This is a genomic window from Sulfurovum sp. NBC37-1, from assembly GCF_000010345.1.
Taxonomy (GTDB): Bacteria; Campylobacterota; Campylobacteria; order Campylobacterales; family Sulfurovaceae; genus Sulfurovum.
Genome location: NC_009663.1, coordinates 1,794,528 through 1,810,514, shown reverse-complemented (window position 1 = coordinate 1,810,514; position 15,987 = coordinate 1,794,528). Strand labels below are relative to the sequence as shown.

The 15,987-nt window shown below is 44.6% G+C and carries 16 protein-coding genes; 15 read left to right on the top strand and 1 reads right to left on the bottom strand.

The window, feature by feature from the left end:
- The first annotated feature begins 11 nt into the window (after positions 1-11).
- From trmB to SUN_RS08965, 15 genes are all read left to right on the top strand, one after another.
- Positions 12-1,199 carry a tRNA (guanosine(46)-N7)-methyltransferase TrmB gene (gene trmB / locus SUN_RS09035; protein WP_012083508.1) on the top strand — a complete coding sequence of 396 codons (1,188 nt, stop codon included), beginning with the start codon at positions 12-14 and terminating at the stop codon, positions 1,197-1,199.
- Complete coding sequence (locus SUN_RS09030; RefSeq protein WP_012083507.1) at positions 1,192-1,866, top strand: cell division ATP-binding protein FtsE; 675 nt, start codon at positions 1,192-1,194, stop codon at positions 1,864-1,866. The genes trmB and SUN_RS09030 overlap by 8 nt, the downstream gene beginning before the upstream one ends.
- Entirely contained in the window at positions 1,853-2,668 is an 816-nt protein-coding gene (locus SUN_RS09025; RefSeq protein ID WP_012083506.1) for a hypothetical protein, read from the top strand. Before SUN_RS09030 ends, SUN_RS09025 begins: the two co-directional genes overlap by 14 nt.
- The gene (locus tag SUN_RS09020; RefSeq protein WP_012083505.1) at positions 2,665-4,047 is read left to right on the top strand and encodes a murein hydrolase activator EnvC family protein; all 1,383 of its coding nucleotides are present in this window, start codon (positions 2,665-2,667) and stop codon (positions 4,045-4,047) included. The genes SUN_RS09025 and SUN_RS09020 overlap by 4 nt, the downstream gene beginning before the upstream one ends.
- A gap of 80 nt (positions 4,048-4,127) precedes the next feature.
- Complete coding sequence (pyrH, locus tag SUN_RS09015; RefSeq protein WP_012083504.1) at positions 4,128-4,835, top strand: UMP kinase; 708 nt, start codon at positions 4,128-4,130, stop codon at positions 4,833-4,835.
- A 105-nt stretch (positions 4,836-4,940) separates the two neighbouring features.
- Positions 4,941-5,147 carry a DNA-directed RNA polymerase subunit omega gene (locus SUN_RS09010; RefSeq protein ID WP_012083503.1) on the top strand — a complete coding sequence of 69 codons (207 nt, stop codon included), beginning with the start codon at positions 4,941-4,943 and terminating at the stop codon, positions 5,145-5,147.
- 6 nt (positions 5,148-5,153) lie between these two features.
- Positions 5,154-7,307, top strand: a complete 2,154-nt coding sequence (locus SUN_RS09005) for a RelA/SpoT family protein (protein ID WP_012083502.1) — start codon at positions 5,154-5,156, stop codon at positions 7,305-7,307.
- A 24-nt stretch (positions 7,308-7,331) separates the two neighbouring features.
- A complete protein-coding gene (gene tyrS / locus SUN_RS09000) occupies positions 7,332-8,531 on the top strand; it encodes a tyrosine--tRNA ligase (protein WP_012083501.1) in 1,200 nt (399 codons plus the stop codon).
- The gene (locus SUN_RS08995) at positions 8,531-9,640 is read left to right on the top strand and encodes a nitronate monooxygenase (protein ID WP_012083500.1); all 1,110 of its coding nucleotides are present in this window, start codon (positions 8,531-8,533) and stop codon (positions 9,638-9,640) included. Before tyrS ends, SUN_RS08995 begins: the two co-directional genes overlap by 1 nt.
- 1 nt (position 9,641) lies before the next feature.
- On the top strand, positions 9,642-10,874 hold the full coding sequence (locus tag SUN_RS08990; protein WP_012083499.1) for an N-acetylmuramoyl-L-alanine amidase: 1,233 nt from the start codon (positions 9,642-9,644) through the stop codon (positions 10,872-10,874).
- A 37-nt stretch (positions 10,875-10,911) separates the two neighbouring features.
- Positions 10,912-11,685, top strand: coding sequence for an N-acetylmuramoyl-L-alanine amidase family protein (locus tag SUN_RS08985; protein ID WP_012083498.1), 774 nt, complete (start codon positions 10,912-10,914; stop codon positions 11,683-11,685).
- A gap of 130 nt (positions 11,686-11,815) precedes the next feature.
- Positions 11,816-12,568, top strand: a complete 753-nt coding sequence (locus tag SUN_RS08980) for a polysaccharide biosynthesis/export family protein (RefSeq protein WP_012083497.1) — start codon at positions 11,816-11,818, stop codon at positions 12,566-12,568.
- Positions 12,569-12,575: 7 nt separating this feature from the next.
- On the top strand, positions 12,576-13,352 hold the full coding sequence (locus SUN_RS13135) for an ABC transporter permease (protein ID WP_012083496.1): 777 nt from the start codon (positions 12,576-12,578) through the stop codon (positions 13,350-13,352).
- Complete coding sequence (locus tag SUN_RS08970) at positions 13,349-14,014, top strand: ABC transporter ATP-binding protein (protein WP_012083495.1); 666 nt, start codon at positions 13,349-13,351, stop codon at positions 14,012-14,014. Before SUN_RS13135 ends, SUN_RS08970 begins: the two co-directional genes overlap by 4 nt.
- Positions 14,015-14,016: 2 nt before the next feature.
- Complete coding sequence (locus SUN_RS08965; protein WP_012083494.1) at positions 14,017-15,111, top strand: capsule polysaccharide export system inner membrane protein; 1,095 nt, start codon at positions 14,017-14,019, stop codon at positions 15,109-15,111.
- A gap of 3 nt (positions 15,112-15,114) precedes the next feature.
- On the opposite strand, the gene SUN_RS08960 is transcribed toward SUN_RS08965, so the two are convergent.
- A complete protein-coding gene (locus SUN_RS08960; RefSeq protein WP_148154687.1) occupies positions 15,115-15,945 on the bottom strand; it encodes a hypothetical protein in 831 nt (276 codons plus the stop codon).
- Positions 15,946-15,987 lie beyond the last annotated feature (42 nt).

Genomic DNA, 15,987 nt, shown 5'->3' with positions numbered 1-15,987 from the left:
CAGGAAAAGCCATGCCACATTTAAAAGTAAAACCTTTCGACAGTGCAGCAATAGAAAAAAAACTGCCTGACAGTTCCATCATGACCTTTCGTGCCAAGGCCTTGAAAGGGGACGATGAGATCATCGGCGTGGAGCATGGGGGCGAAGAATTTCTGCTTCAGATAAAACCTGACAACAAAGCCACTTTGGTCAAATACGACAAAGTGACACGTCCTTTGAAGGTCAACCTTCTCAAAGAGGCTTTGGACAAAGTTTCAAAGGAACTCGGGCTGAAAATTCTCAGCTCGAATATCGCACTCTCAAACGGGAAACCGCCTCTGGCATCGGAGTACTTCAAAAAGATCGAGGATTTTGAAACGATCGAATATCCCAAAGAGAAGATCTCCGTTGAGGTGGGTTTCGGTTCGGGGCGGCATCTGCTCTATCAGGCACAGAAAAACCCCGATACGCTCTTCATAGGTCTTGAGATACATACCCCTTCCGCGCAGCAGGTACTGCGACAGATAGAACTGCAGGGACTGGAGAATATCTGGGTGGTCAATTATGATGCCAGGCTCTTTCTGGAAATGCTGCCATCCAACAGATGTGAGCAGATCTTCGTTCACTTTCCCGTACCATGGGACAAAAAACCGCACAGACGTGTGATCTCTACGAGTTTCCTTGCCGAGTCGATGCGGGTACTGCGCAGAGGCGGCAGACTGGAACTGAGGACTGACAGTGACAAGTATTTCTGGTATGCGCTTGAAACCTTTTTTGCCGTACCGAAGACCGAGGTGGAGATACGCAAGAATGAAGCCCTTGAAGTCACCAGCAAATATGAGGCGAGATGGCGGAAACAGGAGAAGGACATCTATGATGTCTATGTAAAATGCAGTGAAGATTCCGACGAGAGGGACCTGCGCATAGACTTTAAATTTACTAGTGTAAAATATACACCAAATCTGGAAGAATGTCTGCCGAAAAATGCTTTGGTCTTCGACGGGTATTTCGTGCATTTCGAACGCAGCTACAAGGTGGGGGATAACGCATTGCTTGTCAAATGTGCCTTCGGCAGTTTCGACAGGCCTGAACACAAATACATACTGGTCGAAGAGAATGAGAGCAGGTATTTTGCCTCCCAACCGGTAAAGACCACGGTCAATTATGCCGCACATCAGAAGATCGTAGAACTCTTGACACAAAAGGAAAACAATGTCTAATGTCATTAATGCTTCCCACCTTACACTGGCGTATGACGACGGCAAGAAAGAGATCATCAAAAATGCCAGTTTCAGTATCAAGAAGGGGGAGTTTGTTTTCATTACCGGGCCGAGTGGTTCGGGGAAATCGACACTGCTCAAAGCACTTTACGGTGCGCTGAAGCCTACAGAGGGAAATCTCATTGTCGGAGGGCTCGACCTGGCCAATATCAGTACGGGGAAGCTGCAGGAGCTGCGTACCCACCTTGGGATAATCTTCCAGGACTATAAGCTGGTCAATGAATGGACCGTAGCAAAGAATGTAGTGCTTCCTCTGATGATCGCGGGCTATTCTGTCGATGTGCAGAACACACAGGCGCAGAGACTGCTCAAGCATGTCAAACTTTCCGAACATGCCGACAAATTCCCGCTGGAGCTGAGCGGTGGCGAACAGCAGCGTGTAGGTGTGGCACGGGCACTGGCAAAGAACCCGGTCGTGATACTGGCGGATGAGCCTACCGGTAACCTCGATGACTACTCCTCCAACGTGATCTGGGACCTGATGGAGAATGCCTGCCAGCAGCTTGAGACCACGGTACTGGTCGTAACACACAAGATACCGACGATCTTCTCTCTGCCGTACAGACATTTTATCATAGAAAGCAAGGGTGTTTATGAAGTTCATTAAAAACCATCTTATGTTCATACTGCCACTGATGGCAATCCTGCTGGGTATCGAGTTCTTTCTGGTCTTCGACAGGACGACGGATTCCTATGAAAAAGGCCTCAAAGAGGGATATACGATGTTCGTTGTATCCAAGAAGCCTATGACCCTTAATGATTTCAAAGCGCTCAATGCGCATATCGCCAGTTCCGAGAAGATCAAGCGTGAAGCGGTGGTCAGTGACATTGTCAAGGGGATCAATAACAGCAACAAAAAAGAGATACTCAAAGCCCTGCCGTATTTTTACAATATCGGGCTTGATTCCTACCTGCACACATCCGAACTCGACAAGATCAAGAATGACCTTGAATCAAGCAATGATATTCAAAGAGTGGAGACATTTGGAAGCAGTTACAGTTCGGCATATCGTCTCTTCGCTTTCATAAAATTTACACTGAAGCTTTTTATCGGTTTTATGGGAGTGGTCAGTTTACTCCTGATCATCAAGCAGATGGAGATATGGAAATATGCACATAAACGTCGTATGCAGGTCATGGAGATTTTCGGTGCGCCGCTGATGCTGCGTTCGGGTGTGCTTTTTAAAGTAGCTATCGCCGATGCTATTGTGGCAACACTGATCACCGCGATGATCTTTTTGTACATCAAGTTTGAGTGGGCGGCAAAAAGCGGTATAGATATTATGATGAAGAACCAGGAAGATCTTTTCAGGTTGAGCGATCTTGCTATCCTGCTGGGGTCTGCACTGATCATTGTACTGATATCGGTCTACTCTGTCGTATTCTCAAGCAGTGGAGTGGAGGAGTGAGACTTCTTTTTCTCTCTTTTTTCATCGTTTCGACCCTTCTTTGGGGTGCTTCTACGACGACGAAGATCAAAAAATCCAAAAAAGACCTTACTTCGATTGTCAAAGATAAAAAGAAGACCAGCAGACGGCTTGGGAAGATCGCCCAGGATATCAAGGTGGCAGAAAAAGAGATCGCTGTACTGAGCAAGAAAATAGAGGAACTCGAAGCGGACCAGAGCAAGAACGAAGCACGCTATGAAGTACTCAAAAAAGAGCTTTCGACCTCCAAAAAAGAGCTTGAGAAGACCAGTAAAGAGTTGGAGAAAAAACACAAACAGTTCATTTCACTTCTTTCTGAACAGTTTTCCGTCATATTTGCCATGAAACAGGCCAAACATGAACCAACGCGTGATTCCATCATCTCGCAGGAGATCTACAAAGCGTACAAAAAGCTTAATGATCAGGAACTGGAAGTACTTAAAAAAGATATTTCGGCACTGCGTAAGCGTAAAAAAAACAAGCTGACTCTTCAGAAAAAGACACAGAGTGAGATACAGCGTATTGTCAAGAAACGGGAATCGTATGCTCAGAAAAAAAAGGCCAAAGAGAAATTGCTGAAAAAACTGGCAGCCGATGAAGAGAAATACAATGCCAGACTGGCAAAGATCGAAGACAAACAGAATGACCTGCGTACAACGCTGGCCAAGCTGAATATTCTCCATAAACAAGAGGTGGAAGAAGCCCGTAAACGTGCGGAAGCACGAAAAGAGGCCATACGTCTGGAAAAAGAGCGTAAAAGACGTATACGAAAAGAGAAAGAACTGGCACGTGCAAAAGCGAGAAAGGCCAAGGAAGCACTCAAAAAAGCCAAGACGGACGAAGCGAAGAAGCGGGCACGTCTTGCTGCAAAAAAAGCGGCAAAAGAAGTCAAAGAGGTCGAGCTTAAATCCAAAAAACAGAGTGAGAAAGTACGACAGGTAAACTCTTCCTATAAAAAAGAGAAAGTGGCAGCTTACCGCGGAGGGAAAACGATCCCTCCTATCAGAGGAGCGAGAGTTGTCAAAAAATTCGGAACCTATATCGATCCTGTCTACAAGATCAAAATATTCAATGAATCCATCACGCTTCAAGCGCCGAGTTCACCTGCCAAGGTACAGAATGTCCTTAACGGAAAGGTAGTGTTTGCCGGCAAGAGCAGTATGCTCGGGAAAGTAGTCGTTGTGGCACACAGCGGAAAGATGCATACGGTCTATGCCGGCCTATCGAAGATCGCGCCCAACATCAAAGTAGGCCGAAAGATCAAGAAAGGGTACGTTATCGGAAAGGTTAACAAAAAACTGATGTTCCAGGCGACAAAGAACTCCAAACATATCAATCCTCTCAAGCTTATCCGGCTCTGATACTGTAGTTGGGAAAGCGGTCTTAACCCCCTCCTAAACCTGTTTTGGGTATAATCGCGAAAATCTATAAAGGTGCATCTGTGACAAAAAGAGTATTGGTAAAGTTTTCCGGTGAAGCATTGGCGGGCAAAGAAGGGTATGGTATCGATACCAAGATCCTCAAGTTTATTGCAAGTGAGATCAAAGCGCTGGTAGATGCCGGTATGGAAGTGGCGATCGTTGTAGGCGGCGGAAACATCATTCGTGGTGTAAGTGCCGCGGCTGACGGAATCATCAAAAGAACCTCAGGTGATTACATGGGGATGCTCGCAACCGTGATCAACGGAGTGGCGATCCAGGAAGCACTGGAGCACATAGGTCTCGAGGCGAGACTGCAGTCTGCGATCGATATGCATGAGATTGGTGAGGCATTCATTATCAGACGTGCGAGAAGACACCTTGAAAAAGGACGTGTCGTTATTTTTGCCGGAGGTACAGGCAACCCGTATTTTACAACGGATACCGCTGCAACGCTTAGAGCCTCCGAGATAGAAGCTGAACTGCTTATCAAGGCGACAAAAGTGGACGGTGTGTATGACAAGGACCCGAACAAATTTGATGATGCGGTGAAACTCGATACATTGACTTACGAACAGGCTTTGACCAAAGATATCAAGGTGATGGACGACACGTCTATCGCGCTGGCAAGAGAGAACAGCCTGCCGATCGTGGTGTGCAACATGTTCGAAGAGGGAAACCTTCTTGCGATCATGAAAGGCGATATGAGCCTCTGTTCTATCGTGAAATAACGTCAAATGGGCAAAGCCCATTTTGACTACCCTGACGCTGTGTCAACTTCAGCAGTTGGCTCTAAGACAGTAAGAATAAAACAAAATATTTTTTGAAGGAATAAAATGAGAACAGAACAACTAACTGCAAAAGCAATGGAGAAAGTAAACTTCGACAAATATCTTTTGGCAAATGCCGTAGGCAAAAGAGCTGAAAAGATTGCAAACGGTGCCGAAGTATTGTTGGATTATGATACAAGCGGTATGAAATATACCGATATCGCACTCAGAGAGATCGCTGAAGGCAAGATCACTGTAAGTCTAGAGGGATAGGACACTTTGGACGCTTTTTTATCGAAAGCTAAAAATATACACAGCATAGAAGAAGCGAAAGCACTTCTGTGGGAACAAATCCCCCATCCCCTTCCCTCTACCCTAAAAGCCCTTGAGCTTGCAATGACGGCCCATGACGGCCAGAAACGCAAAAGCGGTGAACCCTACATCGTGCATCCCATTCTGGTCGCGGCGATCACTGCAGCATTCTCCAATGATGAGACTATGGTACAGGCAGCACTGCTGCATGATGTAGTAGAAGATACTTCATTCGATATCGATGATCTCAAAGAGCAGTTCGGAGATGATATTGCCCATATGGTCGAAGGTTTGACCAAAATCGTCGAGATCCGTGATGAAGAGTTGGTACCCTTCGGTTCGGATGAACGGCTGATCAACTCGGCACTCACTTTCAGAAAGATGCTTATCGCTTCCATTAAGGATATACGCGTACTGGTGATCAAACTGTGTGACCGGCTGCACAATATGCTGACCCTGGATGCGCTGCCTCCCCAAAAGCAGAAACGTATCGCGGAAGAGACACTGGTAGTGTATGCACCTATCGCCCATAGACTCGGTATCTCCCGTTTGAAGAACAATCTGGAAGACCTCAGTTTCTTTTATATTTATCCGGAAGATTACAAAAAGATCGATACCTATATCAAGAGCAATGCACAGAATCTGCAGTTCAAACTCAATGCATTTATCCGCAGCGTGAAGGATATAATACACAAGGATGGTTTTTCCGATAAAGATTTTGAGATCATCGGCAGGGTTAAGCATTACTACTCCATCTATCTGAAAATGCATCGAAAGGGTGTGAGTATCGATGAAGTGCTTGACCTGTTGGCGATCCGTATCATTGTCAAAGAGCCCATCGAGTGCTACCGGGTGCTTGGTTTGATGCATCTTAATTTCACACCGTTGATCTCCCGTTTCAAGGACTATATCGCTATTCCCAAAGAGAACGGCTACAAGACGATACATACGACCCTCTTCAATGAAGAAGGGATCGTGGAGGCTCAGATACGTACCGTAGCGATGCATAGACTGGCAGAGTATGGTGTTGCAGCGCACTGGAAATACAAGGATGGTGCTGACAGTGTGAACCTTGAATGGCTGGAGAGTCTGCATTTCCAGAACGAATCGGTGGAGGAGTTCTATGAGCTTGCCAAATCGGACCTTTTTTCTGAAGACATTACGGTTTTCTCTCCCAAAGGTGACTATTTTACACTTCCCAAAGGTTCTGTGGCACTGGATTTTGCCTATGCCATACATTCGGAAGTGGGTGCCAATGCAACGGATGCGCTGATCAACAAACACAAATCGTCGCTTTTGACCGTACTGAAGAACGGGGATATTGTCAAGATACTGAAAGACGATGAACCGCATCTGCACTGCTCATGGCTCGATACGGTCAAGACCTCGAAAGCCAAAGATGGCATACGAAGCCACTGCAGGGCACGGATCAAAGAGGTAGATACCCTCAGTGCCTACAATATCCTCGGCACGCTCTTTTCACGCCATCCAGACAAGATCAGACTGCTGATACAGCGTATGGGCCTGCAGGACAGCCTCTATAAACTGCCTTCACATCTTTCGTATTACAAAGATGTGATCCATAAAGTCGCTGACTATATGGGTGAAAAGGAGGTACGTTTCTGGGAGTTGCTGAAGCGCGGATACAAGGTGCCGAAACTCAAAGAGATCGAGCACTTCAGGTTCTACACGAACAAGCCGCTGGACGGGGTAGAGTTCGATTATTGCTGCCATCCCAAGGTCGGTGACCAGATCGTTGCATTTTATAAGGACAGTAAGGCTATCATACACCATAAATTATGCAAGCATGCCTATGCCAAGATTAAGGCGGGTGAAGCGATGATCCACGTGAACTGGCGTGCCTCCAAAATGTCACGTTACAGACTTATCATCAGTCTTCAGAACCAGAAAGGCGCGCTTGCCGATATGCTGACGAAACTGACGCAACTGGATCTGAATGTCATCAGTATCGAACTGGGTATCCAAAGTTCGGAAAGTGCCGAATATTGCCAGTTGGAAGTGGAGAGCAGTGAGAGTAAGAAAAGTGTGCTGGAAGAAAAACTGTCACAAAGATTCAAACTCATCGATATCATCAGCCTTGATGATGCATACAACAAATAGAGACCATAAAGAAGAAGGAAAGAAATGATAGAACAGGCGTTGGAAGAGATAAGCAGAGGTACCGCTGAGGTCATCGATATGGAGAGGATCGAAAAGTTGGTCTCAAAGTATTATGAAGACGGTACGACCTACACGGTCAAAGCGGGATTTGACCCTACCGGTGCCGATCTTCACCTTGGGCATACCGTACTTTTGCAAAAACTCAGAGCCTTTCAAAAGCATGGCGGACGTGTACAGTTGCTGATCGGTGATTTTACCGCGATGATCGGTGATCCGACTGGTAAGAGTGAAACGAGAAAGGTCCTGGACAGAACGACGATCCTCGAGAATGCACAGACCTATCAGGACCAGGTCTTCAACATACTTGACAAGAGCAAAACGGATGTGGTATTCAACTCGAGCTGGCTTGAAGCGCTGGGCGCGGCGGGTATGGTCTCTTTGACAACGACTTTCAATGTGGCACGTATGCTTGAACGTGACGATTTTGAAAAACGCTATAAGAGCGGGAAGAGTATCTCCATCTCCGAATTCATCTATCCTCTGCTTCAGGGCTATGATTCTGTCGAACTTCAAAGTGATATCGAGATCGGTGGAACGGACCAGAAATTCAACCTGCTGATGGGAAGATTCCTTCAGCGTGCCTATGAAATAGACAAAGAGCAGGCTGTACTGATGATGCCGATCCTCGAAGGGCTCGATGGTGTACAGAAAATGAGTAAATCTCTCAACAACTACATCGGGATCACGGAGGCACCAAAAGATATCTACGCCAAGACACTCTCTGTCTCCGATGAGCTGATGTGGCGATACTATGAACTTCTGAGTGAACGGTCACTTGAAGAGATCACACAGATGAAGCAGGATGTTGAAAAAGGAGCACTTCACCCCAAAATTGCCAAAGAAAACCTTGCACTTGAGCTGGTTACAAGATTCTATAATGAAGAGTTGGCTAAACTAGCCAAAGAAGAGTTTGACAATGTCTTTAAAGCCAACCAGCTTCCTTCAGATATGAAAGAAGTAGAAGTGGAAGAGGGGATCTGGATCTGCAAAGCATTGGTGGATGCAGGTATCGAGCCGTCCACTTCGCAGGCCAGAAGAGACATCAAACAGGGTGCTGTGAGGATCGATCAGGAGAAGATCTCGGATGAAAAGATGAATCTTGAAACCGGAGAGTATATCCTTCAGGTAGGCAAGAGAAAATTTGCGAAAGTAAAGGTTGGGTAATGGAGTTCAAACCATTTAAAATTGGAAAATATACTATTGAGAAACCCATTGTGCAGGGTGGTATGGGTGTCGGTATCTCCTGGGACCAGCTGGCAGGAACGGTCTCCAAAGAGGGTGGCCTTGGCGTGATCTCCGCTGTAGGTACAGGTGTGTACAAAAACAGAAAATATCTTGACAGCAAAGAGATGGTAGGCAAAGAGCACAGACCGCTTGAGGCGATCAACTTCTATTCCTATGAAGCATTGAGGCATATTTTTGAAAATGCCAGAGCGATATGTGGTGATGCACCTTTGGCTGCAAACATACTGTATGCACAGAGTGAATATGACCGTGTGGTAAACGATGCGTGTAAAGCCGGAGCCAATATCATCATCACAGGTGCAGGACTGCCTTTGACCATGCCTGAAGCGGCCAAGGATTATCCTGATGTTGCGTTGGTACCTATCGTTTCTACGGCCAAGGCACTTCGTATTCTCTGTAAAAGATGGAAAAAGACACATAACAGGCTGCCCGATGCGGTAATTGTGGAAGGGCCGCTCAGTGGTGGGCATCAGGGCTTTAAATACGAAGAGTGTTTTCTACCTGAAAATCAGCTTGAAGCGATCCTCCCTCCTGTGGTGGAAGAGGCAAAAGAGTGGGGTGATATTCCCGTGATCGCCGCGGGTGGCGTATGGGACCGCGCTGATATTGTAAAAATGATGGAGCTCGGTGCTTCCGCAGTACAAATGGGCACACGTTTTATCGGTACGGTAGAATGTGATGCAAGCCAGGTCATGAAGCAGGTGATTATCGATTCCACGGAGGAGACGATCAAGCTTTTCAAATCGCCTGTCGGATATCCTGCACGTGGTGTGAAAACGGAACTGCATCAGCGTATCGAAGAGGGGACAGCCCCGAAGATCGCCTGTATCTCCAACTGTGTCACTCCGTGTCACAGAGGAGAAGAGGCAAAAGTTGTCGGCTATTGTATTGCGGACAGACTCTCCGATGCTTACGATGGTATTGCAGAGACGGGACTTTTCTTTACCGGTGCCAACGGATATAAACTTACAGAGATCATCACTGTCAAAGAGTTGCTGGACAAACTGATGAACGGAGAAGAAAAATAGAGTGAAATCTCTTGGGATTCTTTTTGTCATTCTTCTAAGCCCCATTCTGCTTTTTTCATCGCCGGTGTTGTTGAAAAAGGCAGAACTTCAAAAAGGTGAATTGCATCTTTCCTTCAGTAAATCCTACAGTAAAAACAATATCAAACATTTTACCCTGAAAAGGCCCTACCGGGAAGTGTTCGATCTGAGAAATGTACATCTGGCGCATAAAAAGGTAGGGAAAGGGCTTGCAAGTTCGCATTGCAGATCCATCAGACTGTCCCAATATCAGAGAGATACGGTACGTATCGTGATTGAAGCGGGAAAAAGGTATACCTGCAATGCCTATCAACCGCTTTTTACTTTCAACAGTTACAATATTCCTTTACCGAAATTTACAGTATCGAATAGCTCACGATCGGACAATAAACAGAATATCAAAAAGAAAATAGAACAGTACATCAAAGATACATCCAAGAAAGTGTCAGCTACGTATAACCATCCTAAAAGCAGGTCTAAAAAGCCTGTCAAATACAGTTCAAAAAGAATGCATGCCAAAGAACGTATCGTAATAGATGCGGGACACGGTGGTCATGATACCGGTGCGATCGCAGGGAGCAAAAGGGAGAAGGACCTTGTTCTTCAGATCGCAAAGCGTCTGGAGAGACAATTGAAAAAAAGAGGGTATGCTGTCTCTATGACAAGAAGGAATGACCGTTTTATAAAACTGAAACAGCGTACGAAAATCGCAGACAGGAAAGATGCGAAAGTTTTTGTCTCCATCCATGCCAACTCGGTACCCAAAAGAAAACGCAACAAGGTACATGGTGTAGAAACGTTTTTTCTGCAGACAACGAGAGATGCAAAGTCCCAGCGGATTGCGGCACGTGAGAACAAGGCAGTTCTGAAGGGTGCGGGTGACAAATTGAGCAAGCACGTGATCATCGATTCGGTACTGAACGGACCGAAGATTGTTCAGTCCAACAAGCTTGCCATCGATGTTCAGCGCCGTATCATAACCAACCTCCGTGCCAATTACAGGGGTGTGAAAGACGGTGGGGTCAGATATGCACCATTCTGGGTACTGGTTGGAGCGAGCAGACCTTCCATACTGGTAGAAGTAGGATATATTTCCAACCCAAGGGAGCGTAAAAGGCTTTTTACGCCAAAATATCAGGAGCTCATTGCCAAAGGGATCGCCGAGGGGATAAACAATTATCTCGACAACCGAAGAAAAGAGATCGATTTTGATTAAAGGGTACCTCTAAGACCCTAAAATAAAAGGAAGAACAATGCAATATCTGAAATATTTTTTACTGGGAATGGCAGTCATGCTGACGGTCACTGGATGTGTCGGTCCGGACAGGTCAGATGATCTTGTGGTCATCGATGCGGGGCATGGAGGGCATGACTGCGGTGCGCTCTGCAACGGAAAGCAGGAGAAGGACCTTGTACTTCAGATCACCAAAAAACTGGCAAAAGAGTTCAAGCGCAAGGGATACAGGGTTTATCTGACCAGAGGAAAAGATAAATTCCTGAAACTCGGAGAGAGAACCCGAATCGCCGACAAGATGGATGCGAAGGTCTTCATCTCCATCCATGCAAACGCGATAGCGGATAAAAGCAGATTTGAAGCGGTGGAAGGCATAGAGACCTATTTCCTTCAGAAAACACGGGATGCACGTTCCCAAAGAATAGCGGCAAGAGAAAATACCGCTGTATTGCAGGGGGCGGATGCGCTCAGTAAGGATGTCATCATCGATTCGGTGCTGAACGGTCCCAAGATCGTGGAATCGAACAAACTGGCTATCGATGTGCAGAACGGCATCATGAGGCGGGTACAGAGTCGTTACAAAGATGCACGCAACGGCGGAGCCAAACCGGCACCTTTCTACGTACTTGTAGGTGCGAGCCGGCCTTCTATCCTTGTGGAAGTAGGGTACATTACCAACTCCAAAGAGAGGAAAAGGCTTTTCACTTCCGACTACCAGGAACGCATTGCCGAAGGGATCGTCGAAGGCGTGAGCAGATACCTGGATAACCGAAAAGTGGATATAGGGGTTTAATCTTGTTGGGAATAATTCCCTGACCGAGTAGGGGTTGTTGATTCTCAAAATATTGATAATTTCCCTTAATATGGTTTGGGTATAATACTACACAAAGCCCGATGTCAGCTTGACGTGGAGGAGGAGATCGGTGAAAATTATATATTATATAATAGCAGTTTTTTTTGTTATATTTATTCATGGATGTACGGGTAGGTCGCAGTATCAGCTTTTGCAGACCGAAAAAGCTGTGGAAAAAAAGCGGGTCAGCGCTGCAAGTATCGAGTATAAAATTCTGCCGCAAGACAGACTGAGGATTCTGCTTTATAAAGATCCCGGACAGATCTCAGCGGAAGTGATGCAGAAATTTACAGAAAACATAAACCCGGAAGGTGTACTTGTAAATGCTACAGGCTATGTAAAGCTTCCACTTATCGGCAAAGTAAAAGTAGTCGGCCTTACGCAAACACAGGCTGCAAACCGTATAGAAGCACTCTATCGCAAAGAATTGACAGATCCATCCGTCTATGTGGAGATCATGAACAAGAGGGTTTACGTGCTTGGCGAGGTCAATAAGCAGGGTGTTGTCAAACTTGACAAAGAGAAGATGACTCTTTTTGAAGCCATTGCTTTTTCCGGTGGTCTTACGGACGATGCGGTCCGAAACAGCGTTGTCATCGTTTCCCATGATGCACAGAAGGGTATGAGTATCCGCAAGGTTGATCTAACGAATTATGATACCATGAATTACGCCAGTCTGATGCTTCGTCCCAATGATATCGTCTATGTACAGCCAGATGAGTGGAAAAAGTTCAAAGTGGCATCCGATAATTATACTTCACCATTTAAAACATTGACTGCCATAGCTGCGCCGTTCGTGACGCTGAAATATCTTTCCGAGTAGCATACAGATGCGGCGTAAACCATTTTTGGTCTTTTTTTCCGTGATAAAAGCGCTTTTTCTGCGGGAAGTCGAAATGCGTATCAGTATTGGGAAGAGTGGGCTTTTCTGGCTCTTTTTCGAGCCTTTTTTACAAGTCTCCATTCTCCTTGCTATCCGTGCTTTTAGCAGGGGGGGAGACACTAGTTATGATCTCGCAGTTTTTATGGCTTCAGGGTTCATTCCTTTCAATATGTTCCGGCATGTGCTGGGTTCTTCGAGTAATGCCTTTGTTGCAAATAGAGGCCTTTTTGTCTATAGGCAGGTTAAACCAGTTGATGCACTGGTGGCCAGAGCTTTGGTAGAACTTTTTTTGACAGGTATGGTTTCAGTTATGTTTTTTACCATCGGCTTTTTTATGGAATATAAAAATTTTCTTCCTGAAAATACTTTGATGGTGTTTCTGTCGGTGGTCTGGTTGTGGATCTTTACTATCGGTATCTCTCTACTTGTAGCGGTAGGCAGTACGTTTTTTGTCAGTATCGGAAAAATAGTCGCAGTTTCATCTTTTGTATTGCTTGTTTCCTCTGCAGTTTTCTATCCGATTATTTCACTGCCTCCTTTGGTGCAGAAAATTTTACTTTATAATCCGCTGACCCATTTCATGGAGATGATACACGGTTTTTATCTTGACAGTCTTGACGACCGTTTTGTTGACTACCGCTATGTGATGCTCTGGACGCTTTCAGTCTATTTTATGGCTTTCTGGCTGTACCGAATATTGGAAAAAAGGATCGTTTCCGAATGATCGAAATGAAAAATGTAAGCAAGTTTTTTCAGGCAAATGATGAGACAAAGTATATTCTCAAAGATATTACGATGGTACTTCCCGATACCAATATTGGTATTCTCGGTAGAAACGGCATGGGAAAATCGACGCTCATGAGAATGCTCGGTGGTATTGAGTTTCCAAACAGCGGCTATATTTTTTCCGACAGAACCTTTTCGTGGCCTCTAGGTTTGTCAGGTGGTTTTGTGGGAAACATGACGGGGCATGCGAATGTCAAGTTTGTATGTAATCTGTATGGAAAAAGCAAGGAGGAGACCAGACGTATTGTCGCGTATGTCAAAGAGTTCAGCGAACTAGAGAGCTATTTTGATATGCCGATCAAAAAGTATTCTTCGGGAATGAGGGGCAGGATAGGGTTTGGGCTTAGTCTTGCTTTCGATTTTGACTATATGCTTATCGACGAGACGCTTTCTGTTGGAGACACCCGTTTTAAGGAAAAGGCAAAAACCGCTTTACGAAAAAAAATAGAAAGCCACAATATCATTCTTGTCAGCCATGACATGAGAACTCTGAAAGAAATGTGTCAGAACGGGTTGCTGTTGCATGAGGGAGAACTTTTTTTTTATGACAATATTGATGATGCAGTTGCACACTATAATAGACTGAACACCAAAGGATAACAATGAAAATATTTATCAGAACTATATTTGTACTCGTATTTCTTTCAGTCAGCTACTATATTGTATCTGTTGAAACGGAGCGTTATGAGTCCACAAGCATTACACTTTTAAAAGATATTTCAAAAAAACAGACAATTGAAATGAGTAATATGTTTTTAGGGCAGATATCCAGTACCATGCAGGACTCAAAAGTCCTCGAACTCTATATCCGTTCCCCTGAAATGTTCAATTATATCGATAGCGAATATAACCTGAGCAAGCACTACGTCAGCGATGAGCTTGACTTTGCCCAGCGTCTCTACAAAGATTCATCCATACCAATCTATCGTGCCAACAAGAAAAACATTATCAACAAATACAACGAAGATCTGATCGTTTTTTACGATGACCCTTCCGGCACACTAGAGCTGACATTCATCCATACCGATCCGGAGACCGCCCAGCGTATTTTGCGAAGTATTATTCGTAGGGCAGAAGAGATCATTAATTATTTTGTACGCGAAAATGCCAAGATTGCGTTGTCATTTATTGAAAAGCAGAGGGAAGAGAAAAGAAAGAGTTTTATGGATGCCATCAAAAATCTGATTATTTACCAGAACAAGCATTCCACCATAGACCCTTCATTGGATGTAGAACGAAAAATTACTATTTTGGCCGAACTTGAGACCGAACTTGTCAAAAGCGAAGTGGAATACAATACAAAGATAAGGACCTTCAACCCAAACAGCCGTGAAATGAAACTTCTTCAGTCCACCATTGGCAATCTCAGGCATTCAATCAAGCGTGTAGACAAAGAGCTTGCTGGCAACACAAAGGGTGCAGAGCTCAATGCCAACGTATTTGAATTTAAACTGCTTAAGAGCGATATGGAGTTTGCCAAAGAGGTTTACCGGCAAACGCTTATAAATCAGGAAGAGATGAAAATAGAAGTAGCCCAAAAATCTAAACATCTTATCGTAGTGTCCCGCCCGACACTGCCGGATGACTATGACTATCCGAACAAACCTTGGGATATCTTTACCCTTTTGATGGTTTTCTTCTTTATCTACAGTATCATCGTTGCCATGATGGCTATTGTCGAAAACCATAAAGATTAGTTTTTATGCCGATAGAAATGCTTTTGCATTCCCTACAATGGGAATGAGTATATTATGAGGTAATATTACAAGCTCGACAAAATCCCCTTTCCTGAAAATAGGGGTATCAAAATTCATTTGAAAACCGCATTGTCCGGACGAGAGCTTAAATTTTTGCTGAATATCTGGTCTTGGCATATTGGCCAAAAGCTTGCACAGAAATTTTTCGTTCCGGTATATTTCAATCTCCAAAACCGTTTCATGCTCCAAATTTACGGCAAATCCTTGTATCATCTTCTCATTCATGTTACCGCAAGCAGCCTTGAAACCGTCAACTTGTTCAAGTGGAATAAAAGCTGGTATGTACATTACTTCTGTAATAAGAGGCTTGAAGTCATTCTCTTTTATGTTCTGCCACAGTTCGATAGTTTTACTGTAAAGTATCCTGTCTTTTTTGAGGAACTTCTCTATCAGAGAAGATTTCTTCAGTTTTGATGCTGAAAACCGTAGAGAACTTTCTTGACTTTTCTCTATGGCAAATACATTTGGAAAATGTTCCAAAAAGATACCTAATTCTTCATAGGGAACTACATAATCAAAACTTTCCAGATTTTCCAAGGCTACATACACTCTTTTTTTTGCATCTAGATAAAATGTTTGGGGATCGTATAGTGGTATAAAATTTAGGGTATCGAGCCATGCCAAAAAATCATCGGTACTTTTTTCTGACAGAGCTGTGTCGATATCTTGCGAAAAGAGCGTACTATTTTCAGATACAGTATCCAGCATTGCAGCAAAGTAATCATACGGATCGCGCACTACAGCTAGTGAAAACACTCCTTCTTTACATTCCATTCTCTCTATTAAAGGTTTTTGTATAGTTTTGGCATTCTTGAT

Bases quoted from the DNA above. Each gene is read 5' to 3' on its own strand.
- SUN_RS09025 (WP_012083506.1), top strand. From the start codon at position 1,853: ATGAAGTTCATTAAAAACCATCTTATGTTCATACTGCCACTGATGGCA.
- trmB (WP_012083508.1), top strand. From the start codon at position 12: ATGCCACATTTAAAAGTAAAACCTTTCGACAGTGCAGCAATAGAAAAA.
- SUN_RS09010 (WP_012083503.1), top strand. From the start codon at position 4,941: ATGAGAACAGAACAACTAACTGCAAAAGCAATGGAGAAAGTAAACTTC.
- SUN_RS08985 (WP_012083498.1), top strand. From the start codon at position 10,912: ATGCAATATCTGAAATATTTTTTACTGGGAATGGCAGTCATGCTGACG.
- SUN_RS08970 (WP_012083495.1), top strand. From the start codon at position 13,349: ATGATCGAAATGAAAAATGTAAGCAAGTTTTTTCAGGCAAATGATGAG.
- SUN_RS13135 (WP_012083496.1), top strand. From the start codon at position 12,576: ATGCGGCGTAAACCATTTTTGGTCTTTTTTTCCGTGATAAAAGCGCTT.
- SUN_RS08965 (WP_012083494.1), top strand. From the start codon at position 14,017: ATGAAAATATTTATCAGAACTATATTTGTACTCGTATTTCTTTCAGTC.
- SUN_RS09030 (WP_012083507.1), top strand. From the start codon at position 1,192: ATGTCTAATGTCATTAATGCTTCCCACCTTACACTGGCGTATGACGAC.
- tyrS (WP_012083501.1), top strand. From the start codon at position 7,332: ATGATAGAACAGGCGTTGGAAGAGATAAGCAGAGGTACCGCTGAGGTC.
- SUN_RS08960 (WP_148154687.1), bottom strand. From the start codon at position 15,945: ATGGAATGTAAAGAAGGAGTGTTTTCACTAGCTGTAGTGCGCGATCCG.
- SUN_RS08995 (WP_012083500.1), top strand. From the start codon at position 8,531: ATGGAGTTCAAACCATTTAAAATTGGAAAATATACTATTGAGAAACCC.